General features: G+C 50.0%; 18 protein-coding genes and 1 other RNA gene. 1 reads left to right on the forward strand and 18 read right to left on the reverse strand.

The annotated features are described in order from the left end of the window. The first annotated feature begins 2 nt into the window (after nt 1-2). A complete protein-coding gene (locus tag ACO05Z_RS17815) occupies nt 3-1,322 on the forward strand; it encodes a histone deacetylase (RefSeq protein ID WP_421903529.1) in 1,320 nt (439 codons plus the stop codon). A 207-nt stretch (nt 1,323-1,529) separates the two neighbouring features. Here the strand turns inward: ACO05Z_RS17815 and ACO05Z_RS17820 are convergent, their stop codons facing one another. The 18 genes from ACO05Z_RS17820 to ACO05Z_RS17905 all read right to left on the reverse strand — a co-directional run bounded on the left by ACO05Z_RS17820 (nt 1,530) and on the right by ACO05Z_RS17905 (nt 17,786). After that, nucleotides 1,530-3,113, reverse strand: a complete 1,584-nt coding sequence (locus tag ACO05Z_RS17820; RefSeq protein WP_421903530.1) for a methyl-accepting chemotaxis protein — start codon at nt 3,111-3,113, stop codon at nt 1,530-1,532. A gap of 372 nt (nt 3,114-3,485) precedes the next feature. Further along, on the reverse strand, nt 3,486-4,370 hold the full coding sequence (locus ACO05Z_RS17825; RefSeq protein ID WP_421903531.1) for a 4-hydroxybenzoate octaprenyltransferase: 885 nt from the start codon (nt 4,368-4,370) through the stop codon (nt 3,486-3,488). A 37-nt stretch (nt 4,371-4,407) separates the two neighbouring features. Continuing rightward, a complete protein-coding gene (locus tag ACO05Z_RS17830) occupies nt 4,408-4,851 on the reverse strand; it encodes a DMT family transporter (protein WP_421903532.1) in 444 nt (147 codons plus the stop codon). Between the two features lie 127 nt (nt 4,852-4,978). Then, on the reverse strand, nt 4,979-6,247 hold the full coding sequence (gene tyrS / locus ACO05Z_RS17835; protein ID WP_421903533.1) for a tyrosine--tRNA ligase: 1,269 nt from the start codon (nt 6,245-6,247) through the stop codon (nt 4,979-4,981). A gap of 174 nt (nt 6,248-6,421) precedes the next feature. Next, the gene (locus ACO05Z_RS17840) at nt 6,422-7,210 is read right to left on the reverse strand and encodes a TIGR00282 family metallophosphoesterase (protein ID WP_421903534.1); all 789 of its coding nucleotides are present in this window, start codon (nt 7,208-7,210) and stop codon (nt 6,422-6,424) included. A 132-nt stretch (nt 7,211-7,342) separates the two neighbouring features. Beyond that, nucleotides 7,343-8,899 (reverse strand): ribonuclease Y, encoded by a 1,557-nt coding sequence (rny, locus tag ACO05Z_RS17845; protein WP_421903535.1) that lies wholly within the window; start codon nt 8,897-8,899, stop codon nt 7,343-7,345. A 192-nt stretch (nt 8,900-9,091) separates the two neighbouring features. Next, a non-coding RNA gene (gene ssrS, locus ACO05Z_RS17850) (6S RNA) lies at nt 9,092-9,274 on the reverse strand. 38 nt (nt 9,275-9,312) lie between these two features. Further along, nucleotides 9,313-9,561: a cell division protein ZapA gene (locus ACO05Z_RS17855; RefSeq protein ID WP_421903536.1), complete on the reverse strand. Its 249-nt coding sequence runs from the start codon at nt 9,559-9,561 to the stop codon at nt 9,313-9,315. A gap of 81 nt (nt 9,562-9,642) precedes the next feature. Continuing rightward, entirely contained in the window at nt 9,643-9,819 is a 177-nt protein-coding gene (locus ACO05Z_RS17860) for a hypothetical protein (RefSeq protein WP_169052128.1), read from the reverse strand. A gap of 31 nt (nt 9,820-9,850) precedes the next feature. After that, nucleotides 9,851-11,233 carry a bifunctional UDP-N-acetylglucosamine diphosphorylase/glucosamine-1-phosphate N-acetyltransferase GlmU gene (glmU, locus tag ACO05Z_RS17865; protein WP_421903537.1) on the reverse strand — a complete coding sequence of 461 codons (1,383 nt, stop codon included), beginning with the start codon at nt 11,231-11,233 and terminating at the stop codon, nt 9,851-9,853. Nucleotides 11,234-11,436: 203 nt separating this feature from the next. Continuing rightward, nucleotides 11,437-11,865, reverse strand: coding sequence for a F0F1 ATP synthase subunit epsilon (locus tag ACO05Z_RS17870; protein ID WP_421903538.1), 429 nt, complete (start codon nt 11,863-11,865; stop codon nt 11,437-11,439). Between the two features lie 14 nt (nt 11,866-11,879). Continuing rightward, on the reverse strand, nt 11,880-13,283 hold the full coding sequence (gene atpD / locus ACO05Z_RS17875; RefSeq protein ID WP_421903539.1) for a F0F1 ATP synthase subunit beta: 1,404 nt from the start codon (nt 13,281-13,283) through the stop codon (nt 11,880-11,882). A gap of 17 nt (nt 13,284-13,300) precedes the next feature. Further along, the gene (locus ACO05Z_RS17880; protein ID WP_421903540.1) at nt 13,301-14,179 is read right to left on the reverse strand and encodes a F0F1 ATP synthase subunit gamma; all 879 of its coding nucleotides are present in this window, start codon (nt 14,177-14,179) and stop codon (nt 13,301-13,303) included. Nucleotides 14,180-14,194: 15 nt separating this feature from the next. Beyond that, entirely contained in the window at nt 14,195-15,703 is a 1,509-nt protein-coding gene (gene atpA / locus ACO05Z_RS17885; protein ID WP_015853320.1) for a F0F1 ATP synthase subunit alpha, read from the reverse strand. A 4-nt stretch (nt 15,704-15,707) separates the two neighbouring features. Beyond that, nucleotides 15,708-16,259 (reverse strand): F0F1 ATP synthase subunit delta, encoded by a 552-nt coding sequence (locus ACO05Z_RS17890; protein ID WP_421903541.1) that lies wholly within the window; start codon nt 16,257-16,259, stop codon nt 15,708-15,710. Further along, a complete protein-coding gene (gene atpF, locus ACO05Z_RS17895; RefSeq protein ID WP_421904196.1) occupies nt 16,259-16,813 on the reverse strand; it encodes a F0F1 ATP synthase subunit B in 555 nt (184 codons plus the stop codon). The genes ACO05Z_RS17890 and atpF overlap by 1 nt, the downstream gene beginning before the upstream one ends. 45 nt (nt 16,814-16,858) lie before the next feature. Beyond that, nucleotides 16,859-17,275: an ATP synthase F0 subunit B gene (locus tag ACO05Z_RS17900; protein WP_421903542.1), complete on the reverse strand. Its 417-nt coding sequence runs from the start codon at nt 17,273-17,275 to the stop codon at nt 16,859-16,861. 142 nt (nt 17,276-17,417) lie between these two features. After that, nucleotides 17,418-17,786, reverse strand: a complete 369-nt coding sequence (locus ACO05Z_RS17905; RefSeq protein ID WP_421903543.1) for a bactofilin family protein — start codon at nt 17,784-17,786, stop codon at nt 17,418-17,420. Between the last annotated feature and the right edge of the window lie 21 nt (nt 17,787-17,807).

Consider the following 17,807-nt stretch of genomic DNA (forward strand, 5'->3'; position numbering starts at 1 on the left):
GAATGCTCAAGGCTGAAAACAGTCTGGGAATCATATTTTTCCCTGCCTTTGACTGGGCAATTTCCCCCACCCACCCCGAGCGTGAGGAAAGACTGCTCTACACGCAGGACCAACTGCGCGAGGAAGGACTCTTCGACATCGAAGGCATCCGCGAATACAAGCCTGAAGTGGCTTCAAGCGAAGATATTGAGCGGGTCCATTTCTGCTTCCCCGAAGCCGAGGCCGTTGCCACCCGCTCACACTGCATTTCCGCAGGTGGAGCCATCAAAGCGGCTCAGCTGGTTATGGAAGGAGAACGGGACCGGGCCTTTGCACTCGTGCGTCCACCGGGTCATCACGCCATGAAGACAGTACAAGGTTCACGCGGATTCTGCGCCATTAATATTGAAGCCATCATGTGTGAATACATCCGCGAAAATTACGGCCCCAAACGCATCGCCATCGTGGATACCGACTGCCATCACGGGGACGGTACACAGGATGTTTACTGGCACGATCCGGACACCCTGTTCATCTCCCTGCATCAGGACGGGCGCACCCTCTATCCCGGAACCGGATTTCCCAAGGAATCCGGCGGTCCCAAGGGACTCGGTCGCACGGTGAACATTCCCCTGCCTCCCGGCACCTCCGATGCCGGATTCATGATGGTCATGGAAAATGCGGTCATGCCCATTCTTGAAGATTTCAAGCCGGACCTGATTATCAACTCCGCCGGGCAGGACAACCATTTCACCGACCCGATCACCAACATGAATTTCTCGGCGCAGGGCTATGCCGCCCTCAACTCCATGCTCAAACCGGACATTGCCGTTCTTGAAGGTGGCTATGCAATCCAAGGAGCCCTACCCTACGTGAACCTCGGTATCAGTCTGGCCATGGCCGGAGTGGATTATTCCCATGTACGCGAACCGGGATTCAACCCGGAAACGCTCAAGGAATCCGAAGAAATCATGGATTACATTGCGACCATCTGTGAAGGGGTTAAAGATATCTACTTCAATCCGCCCACAGAAAGCAGTGAAGGAGTAATCAGCGGAGGCTGGTCCGTGCGGCATCGCAATATTTTTTACGATACCGAAGGGTTCACTGAATCCCAAACCGAATCCCTGCTGCTCTGCGAGAACTGCCGTGGCCTGCTCAAGGTGGAAACCCAGCGTGAAGGCGGACCCATGGGTTTCGGGCTGGAAATACCGACTGCGGCCTGCGACTCCTGCCGTAATCAGGGCTATTCACTGCTAGAAGAGGCACAGGTAAAAAGCCGTTACCGCTACATTCAGCTCATCAATCGCAAGGACAAGGATTACCTGCGTTACGGATTTTGACAAAAGAAACGAAAACTCCTCAGGTTGTGAGGGGAATGCCTCCCGGCGGGGCCTCCGGGGGCTTAAACCCTTTTTGTAAAAAGGGTTTAAGAATCCCAAAAACTTTTATTAGGCTTCGCCGTTTTTAATTGTTTTTAGTCAATTAAATAAAAAAGCGGGCAAATCCAATTGGATTTGCCCGCTTTAATTTTATCTACCGAAACTTTCTTATTTGTTCTGCATACCATGAATAATGTCGGAAAGGTTGTCCGCCAGTTGAGCCAGCTTTTCAATGGCTTCTGAGGACTCAACCATGGCCTGTTCGGTCTCGTTTGATATGCGGTTGACCGTTTCAGTGGAGCGGTTGATCTGCTCACTGGCAGCGGCCTGCTGCTCGGCAGCAGTGGCAATGGACCTGATCCGGTCGGAAGTCTCTTCAGACATGGAGACAATACGGGCCAGAGCCTCGCCGGACTCCCCTGCCAACGCAGTACTACGGGTTACGGACTCAACCGCAGCCTCGGTAGCCTGCACATTAGTCTTGGCTCCCTGCTGAATATTTGAGACTGCCTGATGAACCTCAGTCGTGGCCTGAACAGTCTTTTCCGCAAGCTTACGGACTTCGTCAGCAACAACGGCAAATCCACGTCCGGCTTCACCGGCACGTGCAGCTTCAATTGCAGCGTTCAAGGCCAGCAGGTTGGTCTGGTCCGCAATATCTTCAATAACGCCCAAGACATTACCGATGGCTTCAGCCTTGACGTCCAAATCTTCCATGGAAGCCTTCAAGGAGTTGGCCTGACCGGAAACTTCATCAATAGCACTGACAACCCCGGCCACAGTATCTTCGCCTTTCTCAGCATCAGCTCGAGCCTTATCAGCATCACTTGCGGCTTCCTGCGCATGGCGGGCAACCTCAAGCACAGTGGCGTTCATTTCTTCCATGGCAGTAGCAGCCTGTCCGGCTTCCTCACTCTGAACCATGGCACCCTTACGGGCCTCGCCAACCAGTCCGCGCAATTGTTCTGCAGCGCTGCTCAACTCATAAACCACAGAATCAGCCTGATCAGCAGCCTTGGCGATCAACTCATTCTGTTCGAGGATATGAGCTTCACGCTGTTTCAATTCCGTGGTGTTTATGTACAAGCAGCAACCGCCAATAACATTACCTACCACATCGTGCAGGGGAAACAGGTTGGCCAGTACGTTGATATCACTGCCATCCACATGCTTGAAGATAACCTCCCGGTTCATGGCCCGGGTGTCATCATCCATACAGTGCCCGATAAGGGACTTACGATCATCGTGGTAAAAAATCTGTGAGATCATGCGCCCGTAATATGATTTCGGCTGCTCGGTAGAGCCGATCATTTCAAGGCATTCCTTGTTCAGGAAAGTGATATGCTCCTTAAGGTCAACAATGCAGCAGCCCAACGGCAGACCTTCAAGGATGCTGTTGCTGAAACCAAGCCGCTCCTTGTAGGAGTCACTCAACTCACTCATTGCAGCACGCAGACCATCAAGACCGGGACTGGTGCATTTATCCGCTTCCGAGTACTGACCTTTGATCACAAGGCTGGCAAAATTTGTAAGGCATTCCACAGGTCGGGCGACCTGTTTTTTGAGAAGGGTAAAAATGCAGATTCCCAGCAGAACCAGAAGTACAATCATACCGGAAGCCAATCCGGTCATTGCCCATGGTTCAGTGCTGAAAACAGTTAAAATTACACCGCAAAAAACTGCTGCGGTAACAAACACCCCTAAGTAAACCCCTGCAATAGTACGCAGGAATTTTCCATTTCCATTATCCATGTCAGCTTCTCCCAGCTAAAGACGAATAATTCATAAATTATTCGATCATCCCTTCCGCCGATTCCCACACAAATATTGTTTCCAAGAACGGACGCCCGTCGTCCTCACAACCCAATTTAGAAATTGTGTCTGGAGCAACATTGCTTCGGCAGAATTAATAATATTTATAGCCTTCCAAAACCGAACCTTCTAAACCTCGCAAAATCGCTTCTAAACCCTTTATAAGAGCTTGTCTAGCCCGTTTTAGAGTGTTTAAAAAAACAAACGGGTTCAGCGCATTACACTGAACCCGTAACATATTCTTAACAAAAGACTTTTCTATTTAGGTGCTTATAAACAGGTATTTAGGAGTAAAAGAATAATCACCGACACCTAAATCATCAGGTCAGCGAGAGTACCGAGGAACAAGAGTACTGAGATCACTCCGTTCAGGGTAAAAAAGGCCATATTCACCCTGCTCATATCTTCCGCAGAAATTACCTGATGCTCAAAAATGAGGATTCCGCCCACAACCGCAAGGGTGGAAAAATATATCCAGCCCAGTCCGGCAGCCAGTCCGGCCAGCGTGAAAAAGATAACCGTATTAATATGACTGAATGTGGAGATGGTCAGGGCTCTATGGATACCGAGGTTGGCAGGAATAGAATTCAAGCCGCGATTACGGTCGAACCTACGGTCCTGTGTGGCATAGAGAATATCAAATCCGGCTACCCAGAAAGTTACCCCGAAGAAAAACAAAATCGCAGGCAGGGAAAAGTTCGGATCAACGCAAAGCCAGCCTGCTACAGGAGCAAGGCCCAGCACCGAGCCGAGCACAAAATGGCAAAGCATGGTGAAACGCTTGGTCAGGGAGTAGAAGGCCGACCACCCCAGCGCAAAATATGAAAGCTTGTAGCAAAGTTCGTTCATGCCCTTACAAGCAAAAACAAAAACCACCGCACAAACCACAATAAAACAGAAGGTAAAGAACGGGGTCAGCTCTCCGGTAACCAATGGGCGGGTCCGGGTGCGCGGGTTCTCGCTATCAATGTTAATATCAAAAAGTCTGTTCACAGCCATGGCAAAGGAACGCACAGCCACCATAGCCACGGTCAGCAGGGCAAAGGGTTTAAATTCCGGCCATGTACCGCTGGCCAGAAAAATACCCATATAAGCGAACGGCAGGGCAAAAATGGAGTGCTCAATCTTGACCATCCGGCAGACAAGAACGGTATTTTCCCACAATTTCTTCAAATACTTGCAAATAATTTCCTTCAAAACCCACTCCTTTATTCTTTTACCCGATGCTATCACGCTAAAATTTTTCAATCAGCACTGCGCCGATAATAACCAACAAAGCCCCGAGAATACGGCCCGGAGTTGCCTCCCGCACGGCATACCCTATGATCCCGTAGTGGTCCAGCACAAGGGAAGCAGCCATCTGTCCGGCCACCATCCAGCACATCATAGTCCCGGCTCCCAGTACCGGAGCCACAACAATTGCCGCAGCCACAAAAAATGCGCCCATCAAACCGCCTGTCCACATCCACCATGGCCCTTTAAGCACAGCAGAACCTTCCGGAAGCGGAACCTTGGTTAAGTATGCATAAGCAATAAGGCTGAGTGTCCCTACGGTAAACGAAACAATGGCCGCCAGAACAGGATCACCCACAAAGCCGCGAAGTTTCAGGTTAACCCCGGCCTGCGTAGGAGCTAACGCCCCAAAGATGAAAGACATAATTATGAAAAATAGACGCATAAACTACCCTCTACTCAAATTGCTCGCACACGATACATTGCTTAATCATAATTGCAAAGCAGTATGCATAATAAAGCCCGCTGAAAGAATCTTCCAGCGGGCCAGATCAACTTAATATTGATTTATTTTATTTGAGGGTAACTAAGCCGTAGTTCTTTTTACCCTTGCGGATGAGCATGCATTCGCCGCCGATAAAATCATCATCACCGGGAACGTAGTCGAAATCAGCAACGCGCTCGTTGTTGATGTACAGACCGCCGCCCTTAATATCCTTACGGGCCTGACCCTTGGATTTAACCATGCCCAGATCAAGCAGGATCTGGGGCAGATCGGGCAGCTCGGCTTTAGCGTATTCTACGCCGGGAGCAGCTTCCATGGCGCCACGCAGGGTTGCGGCATCAACGGACTTGATGTCGCCCTTGCCGAACAGTGCCGCTGTTGCAGCCTGAACCTTTTCAAGCTCTTCCTTACCGTGGATCATGATGGTGGTCTCTTCGGCAAGACGCTTGTGAGCGGCGCGAAGATGCGGAGTTTCCTCGTGCTCCTTGGCGATCTCAGCAATTTCTTCCTCAGTAAGGAAAGTGAAGTACTTGAGGAAGCTGATTACGTCACGGTCATCAGTGTTGATCCAGAACTGATAGAAAGTATACGGGGAAGTCAGTTCAGGGTTCAGGAAAACAGCGTTACCTTCACTTTTACCGAACTTCTGGCCGGATGCGGTGGTGATCAGCGGGAAGGTTACAGCGAAGCCTTCGCCCTGTGCCTTACGGCGGATCAGTTCACAACCTGCGGTGATATTACCCCACTGGTCGCCGCCACCGATCTGGAGCTGGCAGCCTTTTTCCTTGAAAAGATGGTAGTAATCATAGCCCTGCAGAAGCATGTAGCTGAATTCGGTGTAGGAAATACCCACATCATCACGACCGAAACGGCCTTTGACGGATTCCTTGGCCATCATCCAGTTGATGGTGAAATGCTTACCAACGTCGCGCAGCATATCAAGAAAGGAAATCTCTTTCATCCAGTCATAATTGTTTACAACTTCAGCTTTCTCACCGGTGTTGCGCTCAACAAAAGCTTCAATCTGGGCACGAATATTTGCAGCCTGGGATTCAACCTTATCGATGGAAGTAAATTCCCTTTCCTTGTCCTTACCGCTGGGGTCACCGATACGTCCGGTTGCGCCACCGAGCAGGAACAAAGGATTGTGACCTGCACGTTTCATACGAACAAGGCTGAGCAGAGGAACAAGGTTACCGATATGCAGGCTGTCGGCAGTGGGGTCGAAGCCGCAATACATGTACTGACCCGGAGTATCCAGATACTCGCGTACCTTCTCTTCGTCAGACACCTGATTGATCAGCCCTCGCCACTTAAGTTCATCGTAAATGTTCATTTGGTTAAACCTCTTTAGAATGTATTTATGCCTGCATTAGGCTTATTTATGCCTTCGGCGACCCTGCCGGGAGCCTTAAACCCATTTTGTAAAAAGGGTTTAAGAATCCCAAAAACTCTTATTAAGCTTCGCTGGCGTGAATCGACGATAGGCAATATTTTTATAGAATTTTTATTATACGGTCATCCGGCCTGAATTGTATGTCTCAATTGAGACAGTCCGTCCTGTTTCTTCGTCTATTTCGAGCAGCACGCCCTGAAGTTCAATGGGACCGCCTGCCACTTTCCATTTCTGGGGCAATCCGGTCACGAATCTTTTAATGACAGGATTGGGACTTAAACCCAAGCAGGACTCAACCGGACCGCACATACCGGCATCGGTGATGTAGCCGGAGCCGTTTTCAAAAATACGGGCATCATTGGTCTGCACATGGGTATGGGTGCCCAGCATGGCACTGACCCGCCCGTCAAGGTAACGCCCAAGACTCTGCTTCTCCGAAGTTGCCTCGGCATGGAAATCGACCAGTATGATTTTAATCTCCGGATCGAGTTCCTCTAAAATTTTGTCTGCGCACTTGAACGGGCATTCCACCGGGTCCATGAAAACCCGGCCCTGCAAGTTGATAACCGCAACGGGCACTTCATCACGGACTTTAAAAGATGTCCAGCCTCTTCCCCTTGTTCCTTCCGGCAGATTCGCCGGACGCACGATCTTATCGCTGGTCTTGAGGAACGAATAAATATTGCTGAATTTCCAGATATGGTTGCCGGAAGTAAGCAGGTCTATGCCGTAATCAAGAAGCTGCTGGGCATTCTTGATGGAAAGCCCGATCCCCTGTGACGCATTCTCGCCATTGGCAATGATCAGATCAAGGTCCAGCTCCTCACGAAGCACCTTAACCTTAGCGGCAATCCCCTTCCGACCGGGCCTACCGAAAATGTCACCGAGAAAAAGTATACGCATAGAAACTATTAGGGATTCCAAAGGGACTTGTTCCTTTGGCCGCCGGAGGCGAAATCAGTTCGACAAAAGCGCGCAGCGCATCAAATAAATATAAAGAAAAGGCCCGGTGAACCGGGCCTTTAAGGATGTTATTTACTTTGCATAGCCCACCGAGCGCCGTTCGCGGATAACGGTCACGCGAATCTGACCCGGATAAGTCATGTTGTTTTCAATCTTGGTGGCGATGTCCTTACAGAGCATATGGGTGTTATCATCAGATACTTTTTCAGCATCAACCATAACCCTGATCTCACGGCCTGCCTGAATGGCGTAGGCTTTGGATACGCCGTCAAAACCGGTAGCCACGTTTTCAAGCTCTTCAAGACGCTTAACGTAGTTTTCCAGCAGTTCCTTACGCGCACCGGGACGGGCACCGGACAGGGAGTCCGCAGCCTGTACGAGGGTAGCGAGAACGGATTTGGGCGGAATATCTTCGTGGTGAGCCTGAATAGCGTGGATGATCTCTTTGGATTCACCATGCTTCTTGGCCAGATCAGCACCGATGACAGCGTGGGGACCTTCAATTTCGTGGTCCACGGCCTTACCGATATCGTGCAGCAGACCTGCGCGCTTGGCGATCTTCTCATCCATGCCCAGCTCGGCTGCCATAATTCCACAGAGGAAAGCCACTTCAAGGGAGTGCTGAAGCACGTTCTGGGAGAAACTGGTGCGGTACTGAAGCTGACCGATGAGTTTGACGATTTCGGGATGGATACCGTGTACGCCTACATCAAAGGTTGCCTGCTCACCGATTTCGCGCAGCTTAACGTCCATTTCCTGCTCGACCTTGTTGACGATGTCTTCAATGCGTGCGGGATGGATACGTCCGTCGTGAATCAGACGCTCAAGAGCCTGCTTGGCCACTTCGCGGCGCAGCGGGCTGTAAGCTGACAGAACAACTGTTTCCGGGGTATCATCAATGATCAGGTCAACACCGGTAGCTGCTTCAAGAGCGCGGATGTTGCGGCCTTCACGTCCGATGATGCGGCCCTTCATATCTTCGGAAGGAAGGGTCACAGCGGTAACGGTCTGTTCGTTGACGTAATCGCCGGAGTAACGCTGAATAGCAAGGGCGAGGATTTTGCGAGCCTTGCGGGTTCCCTCTTCCTTGGCTTCCATTTCAATGGCGCGAACCATTTTGGCAGCCTCGTGGCGGGTCCTGCTTTCAATTTCAGTCATGAGCTTTTCGCGCGCTTCCTCCACAGTCAGTCCGGAGACTTCCTGCAATTTGCGTTCATGCTCATCCTTTCTTTTTTCCAGATCTTCGCGAAGACCTTCGAGCTTCTTTTCCTGCTTGATCATACGCTTTTCAAGAGTCACGACTTCGGACTCTTTGCTGGCTACTTTCTCAAGCTTGTTTTCAAGACGCTCTTCTTTTTCCTGGAGGCGCTCCTCCTGCCTTTTCAGGCCGCGCTCCATTTCTTTGTACTCATTTTCCTGCTCTTTTTTCAGAGCGTAAACTTCATCCTGACCCTGAAGCTTAATTTCCTTTTTCATGGCTTCAGCTTCTTTACGGGCTTCCTGGACGATACGGTCTGCCAATCCTTGCGAATCAGCCAGACGTTTGGAATTCACGTACCTATGCAGAGCGTAACCGCCTGCGGCACCTAGGGCGATTCCAAATAAAATCAGAAAAAAATCCCCAAACATGCCTTTCTCCTTTGTATGTTGACAGGTCTCAAGGGACCTGATTCGTCATTACCGATTAATACAATCGGAAAGATTATAACAATCTGCAACGGAAAGAAGAGAATTAAAGGCTGAATGAGGTGTATTTAAGTGGACCGGTAGAAAATTTAATAAATTAAACCTATAGATTCATACCAAGGTCGAAATCCCCAAAGGGGCCCCGGAGATGCCGTGTTGCCGTATACGTTAGAACCTAGTCTAACAGGTGGGCGCTGCCCCCGGAATTTCAGGCTTCCCGGTAAAACCGGGCCTGCACACCACTCCGGTGATGCTTGCTCCCTTACTTTTTATATTGGTTCAAAAGCCATAGGGCAATCACGCACTCCCCAGGGAAATTTCTTTATATCTTAAAAAGCAGTGCTGTGCACAGCTTATCACTTCTCTAACAGCGCGTTTATTTTCTCTTCCATTGTTTCGAGCTTGCGGCTGTGTTCAAGGTAGTCATCGGCCAGACTTAGCGCCAGACAGGTAAGCAATTTCTCCCTGCTGACATCTGTCCCGCCCCGTGAAAGCGCACCGAACCTTTCTTCGAGTACATCTTTTGCGGCTTCTATTCTTTCTTTATCCGCATCGGTCTTGAATGAGATCTCAAGGCCGAGGACGGGCATAGTATAACGGGGCATATTAATCCGGCGACAGTATTCCTGTAGAATTTATATAAATCCGACCTGCTGCTTTTACAGCAGGACCGGATCTGAAAACCCTTATTCGATGGTACCTTCAACTTTGTTCAGGAGAACTTCAATGCGGCTACGGACATCGTCCTTACGCTGTTTCTCCTGTTCAAGTTCCTCAAGAAGAAAAGCATTTTCTTCTTCGAGTTGTTTGATTTTTTGCAGCATCTTATCGAAACGTTCTTCCAAATGAGCGATTATTTCCATAGTCCTAACCTAATACCTTATCTTTACAAAATCAAGACTTCTTAGAAGTCCGGGAAATGTTGACCTGCTTGCCTCTCGCGACGCCGAGGTCTCCATCTTTTACATTCTTAGTTATCGTGGAACCGGCACCGATCAAGGCACCTTTGCCGATAGTGACCGGAGCCACCAAGGCAGTGTTGCTGCCGATGAACGCACCTTCGCCGATAACGGTTTTATGCTTGTTCACGCCATCATAGTTGCAGGTGATGGTACCCGCTCCGATGTTTGTTCCAGCACCGATTTCGCTGTCACCCAGATAGGTCAGGTGGCTGGCCTTGGCTCCCTTGCCAAGCACAGCCTTCTTCACTTCCACAAAATTACCGACCTTGGATTCTTCTTCTAGAACTGCACCGGGACGCAGACGTCCGTAGGGACCGACCTGACAGCCGGAGCCAACCTGAGCTTCCTCAAGGTGGCTGTATGCCTTGATCAGCGCACCGGACTCAACAACGCTGTCCACAATGCGAACATGGGACTGAAGCACCGCCCCCCGGCAGATTCTTGAAGAACCGTAAATCTCGCAGGGACCGGTAATTTCAGCACCGGGCTCAATTTCAACTCCGGGACCGACCACAACTGACTCCCAATTGTGTAGGGTTACCCCGCTCTTGAGCAGCTTTTCAGCTGTCCGCAAACGCAGGGCTGATTCTGCCTGTGCAAGCTCAAAGGGACTGTTGATCCCCATGAGATCAATGGAGTTTCCGGCATTCACTGCGGTGACGTTCATGCCACATTCCACAGCAAGGTCAACAAGATCAGTAATATAATACTCCCCACTCTTATTATTGTTGGTCAGTTTGCTAAGCAAGCTTTCCACAGCGGAGATTTTGAGGCAATAGATCCCGGCATTAACTTCGCCGCTAACCGGACCGTACACGGCTTCGTCATAATCCTTGGCTTCTACGATAGCGGTAACCTGACCGTCTTTATCACGTGTGACGCGGCCGAAAGCAGCAGGTTCATCCGGGGTGATACTCATAAAAGAAAGATCGGCCCCATCCTGTTTAACTGCTTCAATAAAATCAGTGATGACCTGTTCCTGAATCAACGGAGTATCACCGTTAATTACCAGACAATATTCAACTCCGGCTCCTTTGATGCGATCCCAGCCCATCTGCAGGGCATGTCCGGTTCCAAGCTGTTCAGCCTGAAGTACAAAACGGTCTTTCATATCCGGGAATGCTTTTTCCACCTGTCCGGCTTCAAATCCGACAATGGTAAAAATATCATCCCCAAGGGCGGGTTTCAGGGCCTTATATACATAGTAGAGCATGGACTCGCCCAATAAAGTCTTAAGCACCTTGGGGCTGTCCGAATGCATGCGGGTACCCTTTCCTCCAGCGAGGACAAGGGCGCAGGCAAATGAATTATCCATAATAAATTACTCTCCATTATTAATTGCTAGGCACTTGTTAGCAGGTTGCAGGGCTTGAGTAAATGCGTAATAAAATTTTGCTGAATTTAATTATACCGAAATTTCAATGTGATAACTGAATGATTAACCAAAAAGAAAGGAGCAGACTGAATAAACAGTCTGCTCCCTGATAGCCATATGGGCTTTGAGGCTGAAACTAAGCTCTAGTGAGTGGTAGTCCCGGCCTTCTGGGCCGCATCTTTGCAGCTTAAGCGTGCAAGTGCTCTCTGGAGAGCGGCCTGCGCGCGAGCGGATTCGATACGATCCTGTGCTTTAGCCAAACGAGCCTTCGCTTTTTCCTGAGCTTTTTGAGCCCGAGCGATGTCGATCTCAACGGCCTTTTCAGCAACTTCGGCGAGAATGGTCACTTTATTGTTTCCTACTTCGGCAAAGCCGCCGGAAACAAAGATGTAGTGAGTTTTGGAACCTTCTTTAAAATAGAGGTTACCAACGCCGAGAGCCGAAAGAAAGGGTATGTGATTGGCCATAATACCAAACTCACCCTCAATTCCCGGTGCGCCGACATAGTCGACTTCCTGGGAAAGGACCTTGCGATCAGGAGTAACGATTTCCAAAAGGAGCTTACTAGCCATAATCGCGTCCTATGCTATTTGTTTTTCTCTTTCTCAATGGCTTCTTCGATTGCGCCAACCATGTAGAAGGAGTTTTCAGCCATGTCATCGTATTCGCCGTCGAGGATGCCTCTGAAAGCCTTAACTGTGTCTTCCAGCTTTACGTATACGCCGGGGGTACCGGTGAATACTTCAGCAACGTGGAAGGGCTGGGAGAGGAAACGCTGGATGCGGCGTGCACGTGCAACAGTCTGCTTATCTTCGTCGGACAGTTCGTCCATACCGAGAATGGCGATGATGTCCTGAAGGTCTTTGTATTTCTGCAGAACCATCTGAACTTCACGAGCAGTGCTGTAGTGCTCGGCACCAAGGATGTTGGGGTCGAGAATACGGGAAGTGGAGTCAAGAGGGTCAACCGCAGGGTAAATACCAAGCTCTGCAATCTGACGGGAAAGAACGAGAGTACCGTCAAGGTGAGAGAAGGTGGTTGCCGGTGCGGGGTCAGTCAAGTCATCCGCAGGGACGTAAACAGCCTGAACAGAGGTAATGGAACCTTTGTTGGTGGAGGTAATACGCTCCTGAAGTCCACCAAGGTCAGTACCGAGAGTCGGCTGGTAACCAACTGCGGAAGGCATACGACCAAGAAGTGCGGATACCTCGGAACCTGCCTGGGTGAAACGGAAGATGTTATCAATAAAGAGAAGAACGTCTTCACCTTCTACATCACGGAAGTACTCAGCGATGGTCAGAGCGGTCAGTGCAACACGAGCACGTGCTCCCGGAGGTTCGTTCATCTGGCCGTATACGAGAGCAGACTTCTCAAGAACGCCTGCGTCTTTCATTTCGTGGTAGAGGTCGTTACCTTCACGGGTACGCTCACCAACACCTGCGAAGCAAGATTTACCACCGTGCTGTTTCGCAATGTTGTTGATCATTTCCATCAGAATAACGGTTTTACCAACACCTGCGCCGCCGAAGAGGCCCATCTTACCACCCTTGGGGAAGGGGACGAGAAGGTCAACGACCTTGATGCCGGTTTCAAGCAGTTCTACCTTGGTGGACTGCTCGGTGAATTCCGGTGCTGAGCGGTGAATAGGCAGGGAATCTTTAGCGTCAATGGGACCCATTTCATCAACAGGACGACCAACAACGTTGAGGATACGACCCAGTACGCCTTCGCCGACAGGTACGGAGATGGATTTACCGGTTGCTACAACTTCCATGCCGCGAACGAGACCTTCGGTAGCGTCCATAGCGATGGTACGAACAACGTTATCACCGAGGTGCTGTGCAACCTCACACACCAGATCAGGTGCGTCAGTGTTGTTCGGGTTATCAATCTCGACCGCAGTCAGAATGTTGGGCAATTGCCCTTCAGGAAATTCGACGTCAACAACCGCGCCGATAACCTGAACAATTTTACCTGAAACTTTACTCATCAGAGTAACCCCCTATATTATCCTTTCAGCGCTTCTGCGCCGCCGACAATGTCCATAAGATCCGCGGTAATCGCAGCCTGCCTGGTTTTGTTGTAAAGCAGTGTCAGAGTTTCGGTCATATCATCGCATGCTCTGGATGCGTTATCCATGGCAGCCATACGTGCAGCGTGTTCACTGCAGGATGTGTCGAGCAGACCGCGGTAAACCTGAACTTTAACAAAACGGGGCAGCAGCTCCGCGAGAAGGCCTTCAACGGAAGGTTCGTAAATGTATTCGCTGCTAGCTCCGGATTCTGCTTCTTCACCTGCTGCCTCGGAAGACATGGGCAGGATCTGCAGGGTATGCGGAGGCTGACTTGCTACGTTTACGAATTCACCGAAGACGAGGAAAACCTCATCAAGCTCTTCGGCAAGGTAGGCGTCGATAACTTTGTTACCGATGGATGCGGCCAGATTGAAGTCGAAATGAGTCATATCGTCAGTGTATGCTTCAACGATCTCGTATTCGGTCTTCTTGATGGCGGCAGCGCCTTTTTTACCAACGCAGTAAAACTTAACAGTTTTACCTTCAGCCTTCTTTTCTGCAGCCTTTTTGAGGGCCGCATTTATCATATTCGCATTAAAACTACCGCAAAGTCCGCGATCAGAGGTGGTAAGTACGATACCTACGGTCTTGATCTCTTCGTGGACTTCGAGCAGCGGGTGAACGGAGGAATCCGCGCCTGCTGCCAGATCACCGAGCATTTCGTAGAACTTGTCTGCGTAGGGGCGGAAGCGCTCAATTCTATCCTGAGCACCACGCAGCTTAGCCGACGCAACCATGTTCATGGCTTTGGTAATCTGCTTAGTCTTTTTAATACTGACGATTTGGTTTTGGACATCCTTAAGAGAAGCCATCAGTACCTCCCAGGATTAAGCTGTGAAACCTTTATTGAACTCTTCCAGAGCGGCCTTCAGCTTGCCTTCGATTTCGTCGTCAATAGCGCCTTTAGTCTTGATGCCTTCCAGAATTTCGGGCTTCGCGTTAGCGATGAATTCCTGGAGTTCGTCTTCGTATTTACGTACTGCGCTAACAGGGAACTCATCCATGTAGCCGCGGGTACCGGCGTACAGGGATACTACCTGTTCCATAACGTTCATGGGCTTGTACTGAGGCTGCTTGAGAAGCTCAACCATGCGGGCACCGCGGTTCAGCTTCTGCTGGGTGGCCTTATCGAGGTCGGAACCGAAAGCTGCGAAAGCTGCCAGTTCACGATACTGTGCGAGGTCAAGACGCAGAGTACCTGCAACCTGCTTCATAGCTTTAATCTGAGCAGCACCACCAACTCGGGATACGGACAGACCTACGTTTACTGCAGGACGGATACCGGAGTTGAAGAGGTTGGGCTCGAGGTAAACCTGACCGTCGGTAATGGAGATAACGTTGGTCGGGATGTATGCGGATACGTCACCAGCCTGAGTTTCAATGATGGGCAGTGCGGTCAGAGAACCAGCGCCGAGGTCATCATTTACTTTACAAGAACGCTCGAGGAGCCTTGAGTGCAGGTAGAAAACGTCACCGGGGTATGCTTCACGTCCCGGAGGGCGACGAAGCAGGAGAGACATCTGTCTGTATGCAACAGCCTGCTTGGAGAGGTCATCGTAAGCGATGAGGGCGTGCTTACCGCCATCACGATAGTACTCAGCCATGGTTGCACCGGTGTATGCAGAAATAAACTGCAGAGGTGCAGGCTCAGATGCTGTTGCAGAAATGATTGTGGTGTATTCCATTGCACCGTGCTTGCGCAGAATGTCAGCAACAAGAGCAACTGCTGCTTTTTTCTGACCGATAGCTACGTAAAAGCAGTGGATACCGGAATCTTTCTGAGCGAGAATAGCGTCAACGCAGATAGCGGTCTTACCAACCTGACGGTCACCAATAACCAACTCACGCTGACCACGTCCGATAGGAGTCATTGCGTCAATAGACTTAAGACCGGTGTACATGGGTTCATGTACGGACTTACGTGCAATGATACCGGGAGCTTTAAGCTCAACGGGACGTTCTTCTTTAGCTTCAATGGGTCCGAGACCATCGATGGGCTGACCGAGGGGGTTAACAACACGCCCCATAACAGCGTCACCAACAGGTACGGAGAAGAGCTTGCCGGTACGTTTAACCGGGTCACCTTCTTTAATACCGGTATCGTCACCGAGAAGTGCAACACCGACGTTATCTTCTTCGAGGTTGAGAACCATGCCCATCAGGCCGCCGGGGAACTCGAGGAGTTCCATAGCCATTGCGTTCTCAACACCATGAACACGAGCAATACCGTCACCAACGTAGAGAACGGTACCGGTTTCGCTCATCTCGACCTTAGACTCATAATTCTGAATCTGATCTTCAATGATTTTGCTGATTTCTTCCGCTTTAATTTGCATGGCCCTACACACCCCTTTTAATCTGTTCTTTCATCATTTGCAGCTGTGCGCGAATGCTTGCATCAAGAACTTTATCACCAACCTGAAGAACAACACCTCCGAGGATGTCTTTATCCATAGCAAAATCAAGTTCGAGTTTGCTTTTAAGCTGTTCTTCAAGACGTGTTTTAATTTCTTTCTGACGCTTAACAGTCAGCTTGATTGCAGTCACCAGTTTGCCACGGACGACACCCTGAACGTTGTCCAGCATTCCTGCGTAGTCGCTTGCGATCTCAGGAATAACCGGCAGACGTCCTTTGTCGGCCAGAAGGCTGCAAAAGTTTTTAACCACAGGTCCTGCCGAGGTCTTCTCAAGCAGTTTTTCGAGTACGGCTTTCTTTTCATCCGCACTGAAAACAGGATTCTGGAAGAGCCTCAGGGCCTCCGGGGAATCTTCCAGTATCTGGGACAACTCGGTCAGTGCCTTACCATACGCCGCAAGGTCTTTTTCTCCCTGCTTCTGGCCAACGGAGAACAGCGCCTTGGCGTATCTGCGTGAGACTATGTTCCCGGTCATTAGAGCACCACCTTTGTTAAGTATTCATCCACCAGAGTCTCGTGCTGAGCTTTAGTAAGCTTGCTCTTGACGATTTTCTCAGCTGCTTCGATGACCTGATCAGCCATCTCTGCACGCATTTCGTCGAGTGCTACATTTACTTCCTGCTCTGCGGAGACTTTGGCCTGAGCTTTGATCTGCTCGGCAGTCTGCTCGGCTTTCTGGATGATCGCCGCCTTCATGGCCTCGCCCTGAGATCTGGCTTCGGAAAGGATGGAATCCTTTTCCTGTTCCAGATTAGCAATACTTGATTCGACGTCGCGGAGCTTTTTCTCTGCAGCTTCCTTGCGGGACTGCAGATCGCTGAGCTCCTGCTTGATGCCTGCCTGGCGTCCTTTGAAGAGTCCGGCGATTTTTTCGCCAGCAAACTTGTAAAGGATCCCGAGGACGAGGATCAAGTTAAGTACACGCCAACCGAAGTTTGCCCAGGGAATTTCGTGAGCCCCTTCACCACCGCTTGCATAGGCTGCGCCTGCTGCCAGCAGTAAGGAAAGAGCGGTTGTTGCCATGATCATGTTTTTCCGCTTCAAGGCTAAACCCCCCTTCGATATTGATTAGGCCTAGCCAAGAACCTTGGCTGTAACCTTCTGAGCAAAAGCTTCAACTTCGCCACCAAGAACCTTCATTGCTGCACCTTTATCAGCTGCAACCTCCGCGCGAGCTTCCTTCATAGTCGCGGCTGCGACTTTTCCGGCCTCGGCGAGCAATGTCTGTTCCTGATCGGCTCCCTGTTCTTTGAAGTCGTTCCGGATTTCCATTCCCTCTTTACGGGCAGAGTCCAGAGCAGCTTCGTAATCCTTAACCTTGGTTTCAGCCTGTCCGTTGAAATCTTCAACTTTGGAGAGTTGATCGCTCATGAGCTCTGCGCGTCTCCTGATGATTTCACGAATAGGACGAAACATGAGAAGGTTGAGAACAAGAAGGGTGATGATGAAGTTCGCTAACTGGATAAAAAAGCTAATATCTAAATCAATCATGCCTGCTCCCGAAAAGGTTGTGAATTTTTGTCCAAAGTCAGTTGCGGTGTAGCTAAATTTAGAGCTTGTGTCAAAGGGTTTTTGAAAATGAATCGGTTACTTTTCGCCTAGCAACCCCCGTCAACACTGGCTTGTTCTTTTTTTAACTAATTTCTTCTGTTTCTGTTTCAGTCGCAGAAGGCGAGCTTGAACTCATGGTTACACGCCCTTCCAGAACCGCTCCCTCCTCCACTACCAAGGTAGGGGTGACCAAGTTGCCCTGAAGATTTGCAGTTTTATGCAGAACTGCTTTCTCACTGGCATAAACTTCTCCGGTCACGCGCCCGCTGAGAACAAGCTGCCCCACACGCAGAACGCCTTCCACTTTGGCTTCGCGGCCAACAACTAGAGTTCCCTCGGATTCAACTTCACCGTTGAAATTACCGTCAATACGTACTGCACCCTGAAAATTCAGCTTTCCCTGATAATCAGTTCCGCTGCCTAAGAATGCATTTATTTCATCTCTTGCCATTTTAATCTCCTTTTCCCCAGA

The organism is Maridesulfovibrio sp. (genome assembly GCF_965230075.1).
Lineage (GTDB): Bacteria > Desulfobacterota > Desulfovibrionia > Desulfovibrionales > Desulfovibrionaceae > Maridesulfovibrio.

Excerpts from the sequence above, each read along its gene's own strand:
- ACO05Z_RS17830 (WP_421903532.1), bottom strand. The coding sequence starts at position 4,851 with ATGCGTCTATTTTTCATAATTATGTCTTTCATCTTTGGGGCGTTAGCT.
- atpD (WP_421903539.1), bottom strand. The coding sequence starts at position 13,283 with ATGAGTAAAGTTTCAGGTAAAATTGTTCAGGTTATCGGCGCGGTTGTT.
- glmU (WP_421903537.1), bottom strand. The coding sequence starts at position 11,233 with ATGGATAATTCATTTGCCTGCGCCCTTGTCCTCGCTGGAGGAAAGGGT.
- ACO05Z_RS17890 (WP_421903541.1), bottom strand. The coding sequence starts at position 16,259 with ATGACCGGGAACATAGTCTCACGCAGATACGCCAAGGCGCTGTTCTCC.
- ACO05Z_RS17900 (WP_421903542.1), bottom strand. The coding sequence starts at position 17,275 with ATGATTGATTTAGATATTAGCTTTTTTATCCAGTTAGCGAACTTCATC.
- atpF (WP_421904196.1), bottom strand. The coding sequence starts at position 16,813 with ATGATCATGGCAACAACCGCTCTTTCCTTACTGCTGGCAGCAGGCGCA.
- ACO05Z_RS17880 (WP_421903540.1), bottom strand. The coding sequence starts at position 14,179 with ATGGCTTCTCTTAAGGATGTCCAAAACCAAATCGTCAGTATTAAAAAG.
- ACO05Z_RS17820 (WP_421903530.1), bottom strand. The coding sequence starts at position 3,113 with ATGGATAATGGAAATGGAAAATTCCTGCGTACTATTGCAGGGGTTTAC.
- rny (WP_421903535.1), bottom strand. The coding sequence starts at position 8,899 with ATGTTTGGGGATTTTTTTCTGATTTTATTTGGAATCGCCCTAGGTGCC.
- ACO05Z_RS17840 (WP_421903534.1), bottom strand. The coding sequence starts at position 7,210 with ATGCGTATACTTTTTCTCGGTGACATTTTCGGTAGGCCCGGTCGGAAG.
- ACO05Z_RS17870 (WP_421903538.1), bottom strand. The coding sequence starts at position 11,865 with ATGGCTAGTAAGCTCCTTTTGGAAATCGTTACTCCTGATCGCAAGGTC.
- ACO05Z_RS17905 (WP_421903543.1), bottom strand. The coding sequence starts at position 17,786 with ATGGCAAGAGATGAAATAAATGCATTCTTAGGCAGCGGAACTGATTAT.
- tyrS (WP_421903533.1), bottom strand. The coding sequence starts at position 6,247 with ATGAACATTTACGATGAACTTAAGTGGCGAGGGCTGATCAATCAGGTG.
- atpA (WP_015853320.1), bottom strand. The coding sequence starts at position 15,703 with ATGCAAATTAAAGCGGAAGAAATCAGCAAAATCATTGAAGATCAGATT.
- ACO05Z_RS17855 (WP_421903536.1), bottom strand. The coding sequence starts at position 9,561 with ATGCCCCGTTATACTATGCCCGTCCTCGGCCTTGAGATCTCATTCAAG.
- ACO05Z_RS17815 (WP_421903529.1), top strand. The coding sequence starts at position 3 with ATGCTCAAGGCTGAAAACAGTCTGGGAATCATATTTTTCCCTGCCTTT.
- ACO05Z_RS17860 (WP_169052128.1), bottom strand. The coding sequence starts at position 9,819 with ATGGAAATAATCGCTCATTTGGAAGAACGTTTCGATAAGATGCTGCAA.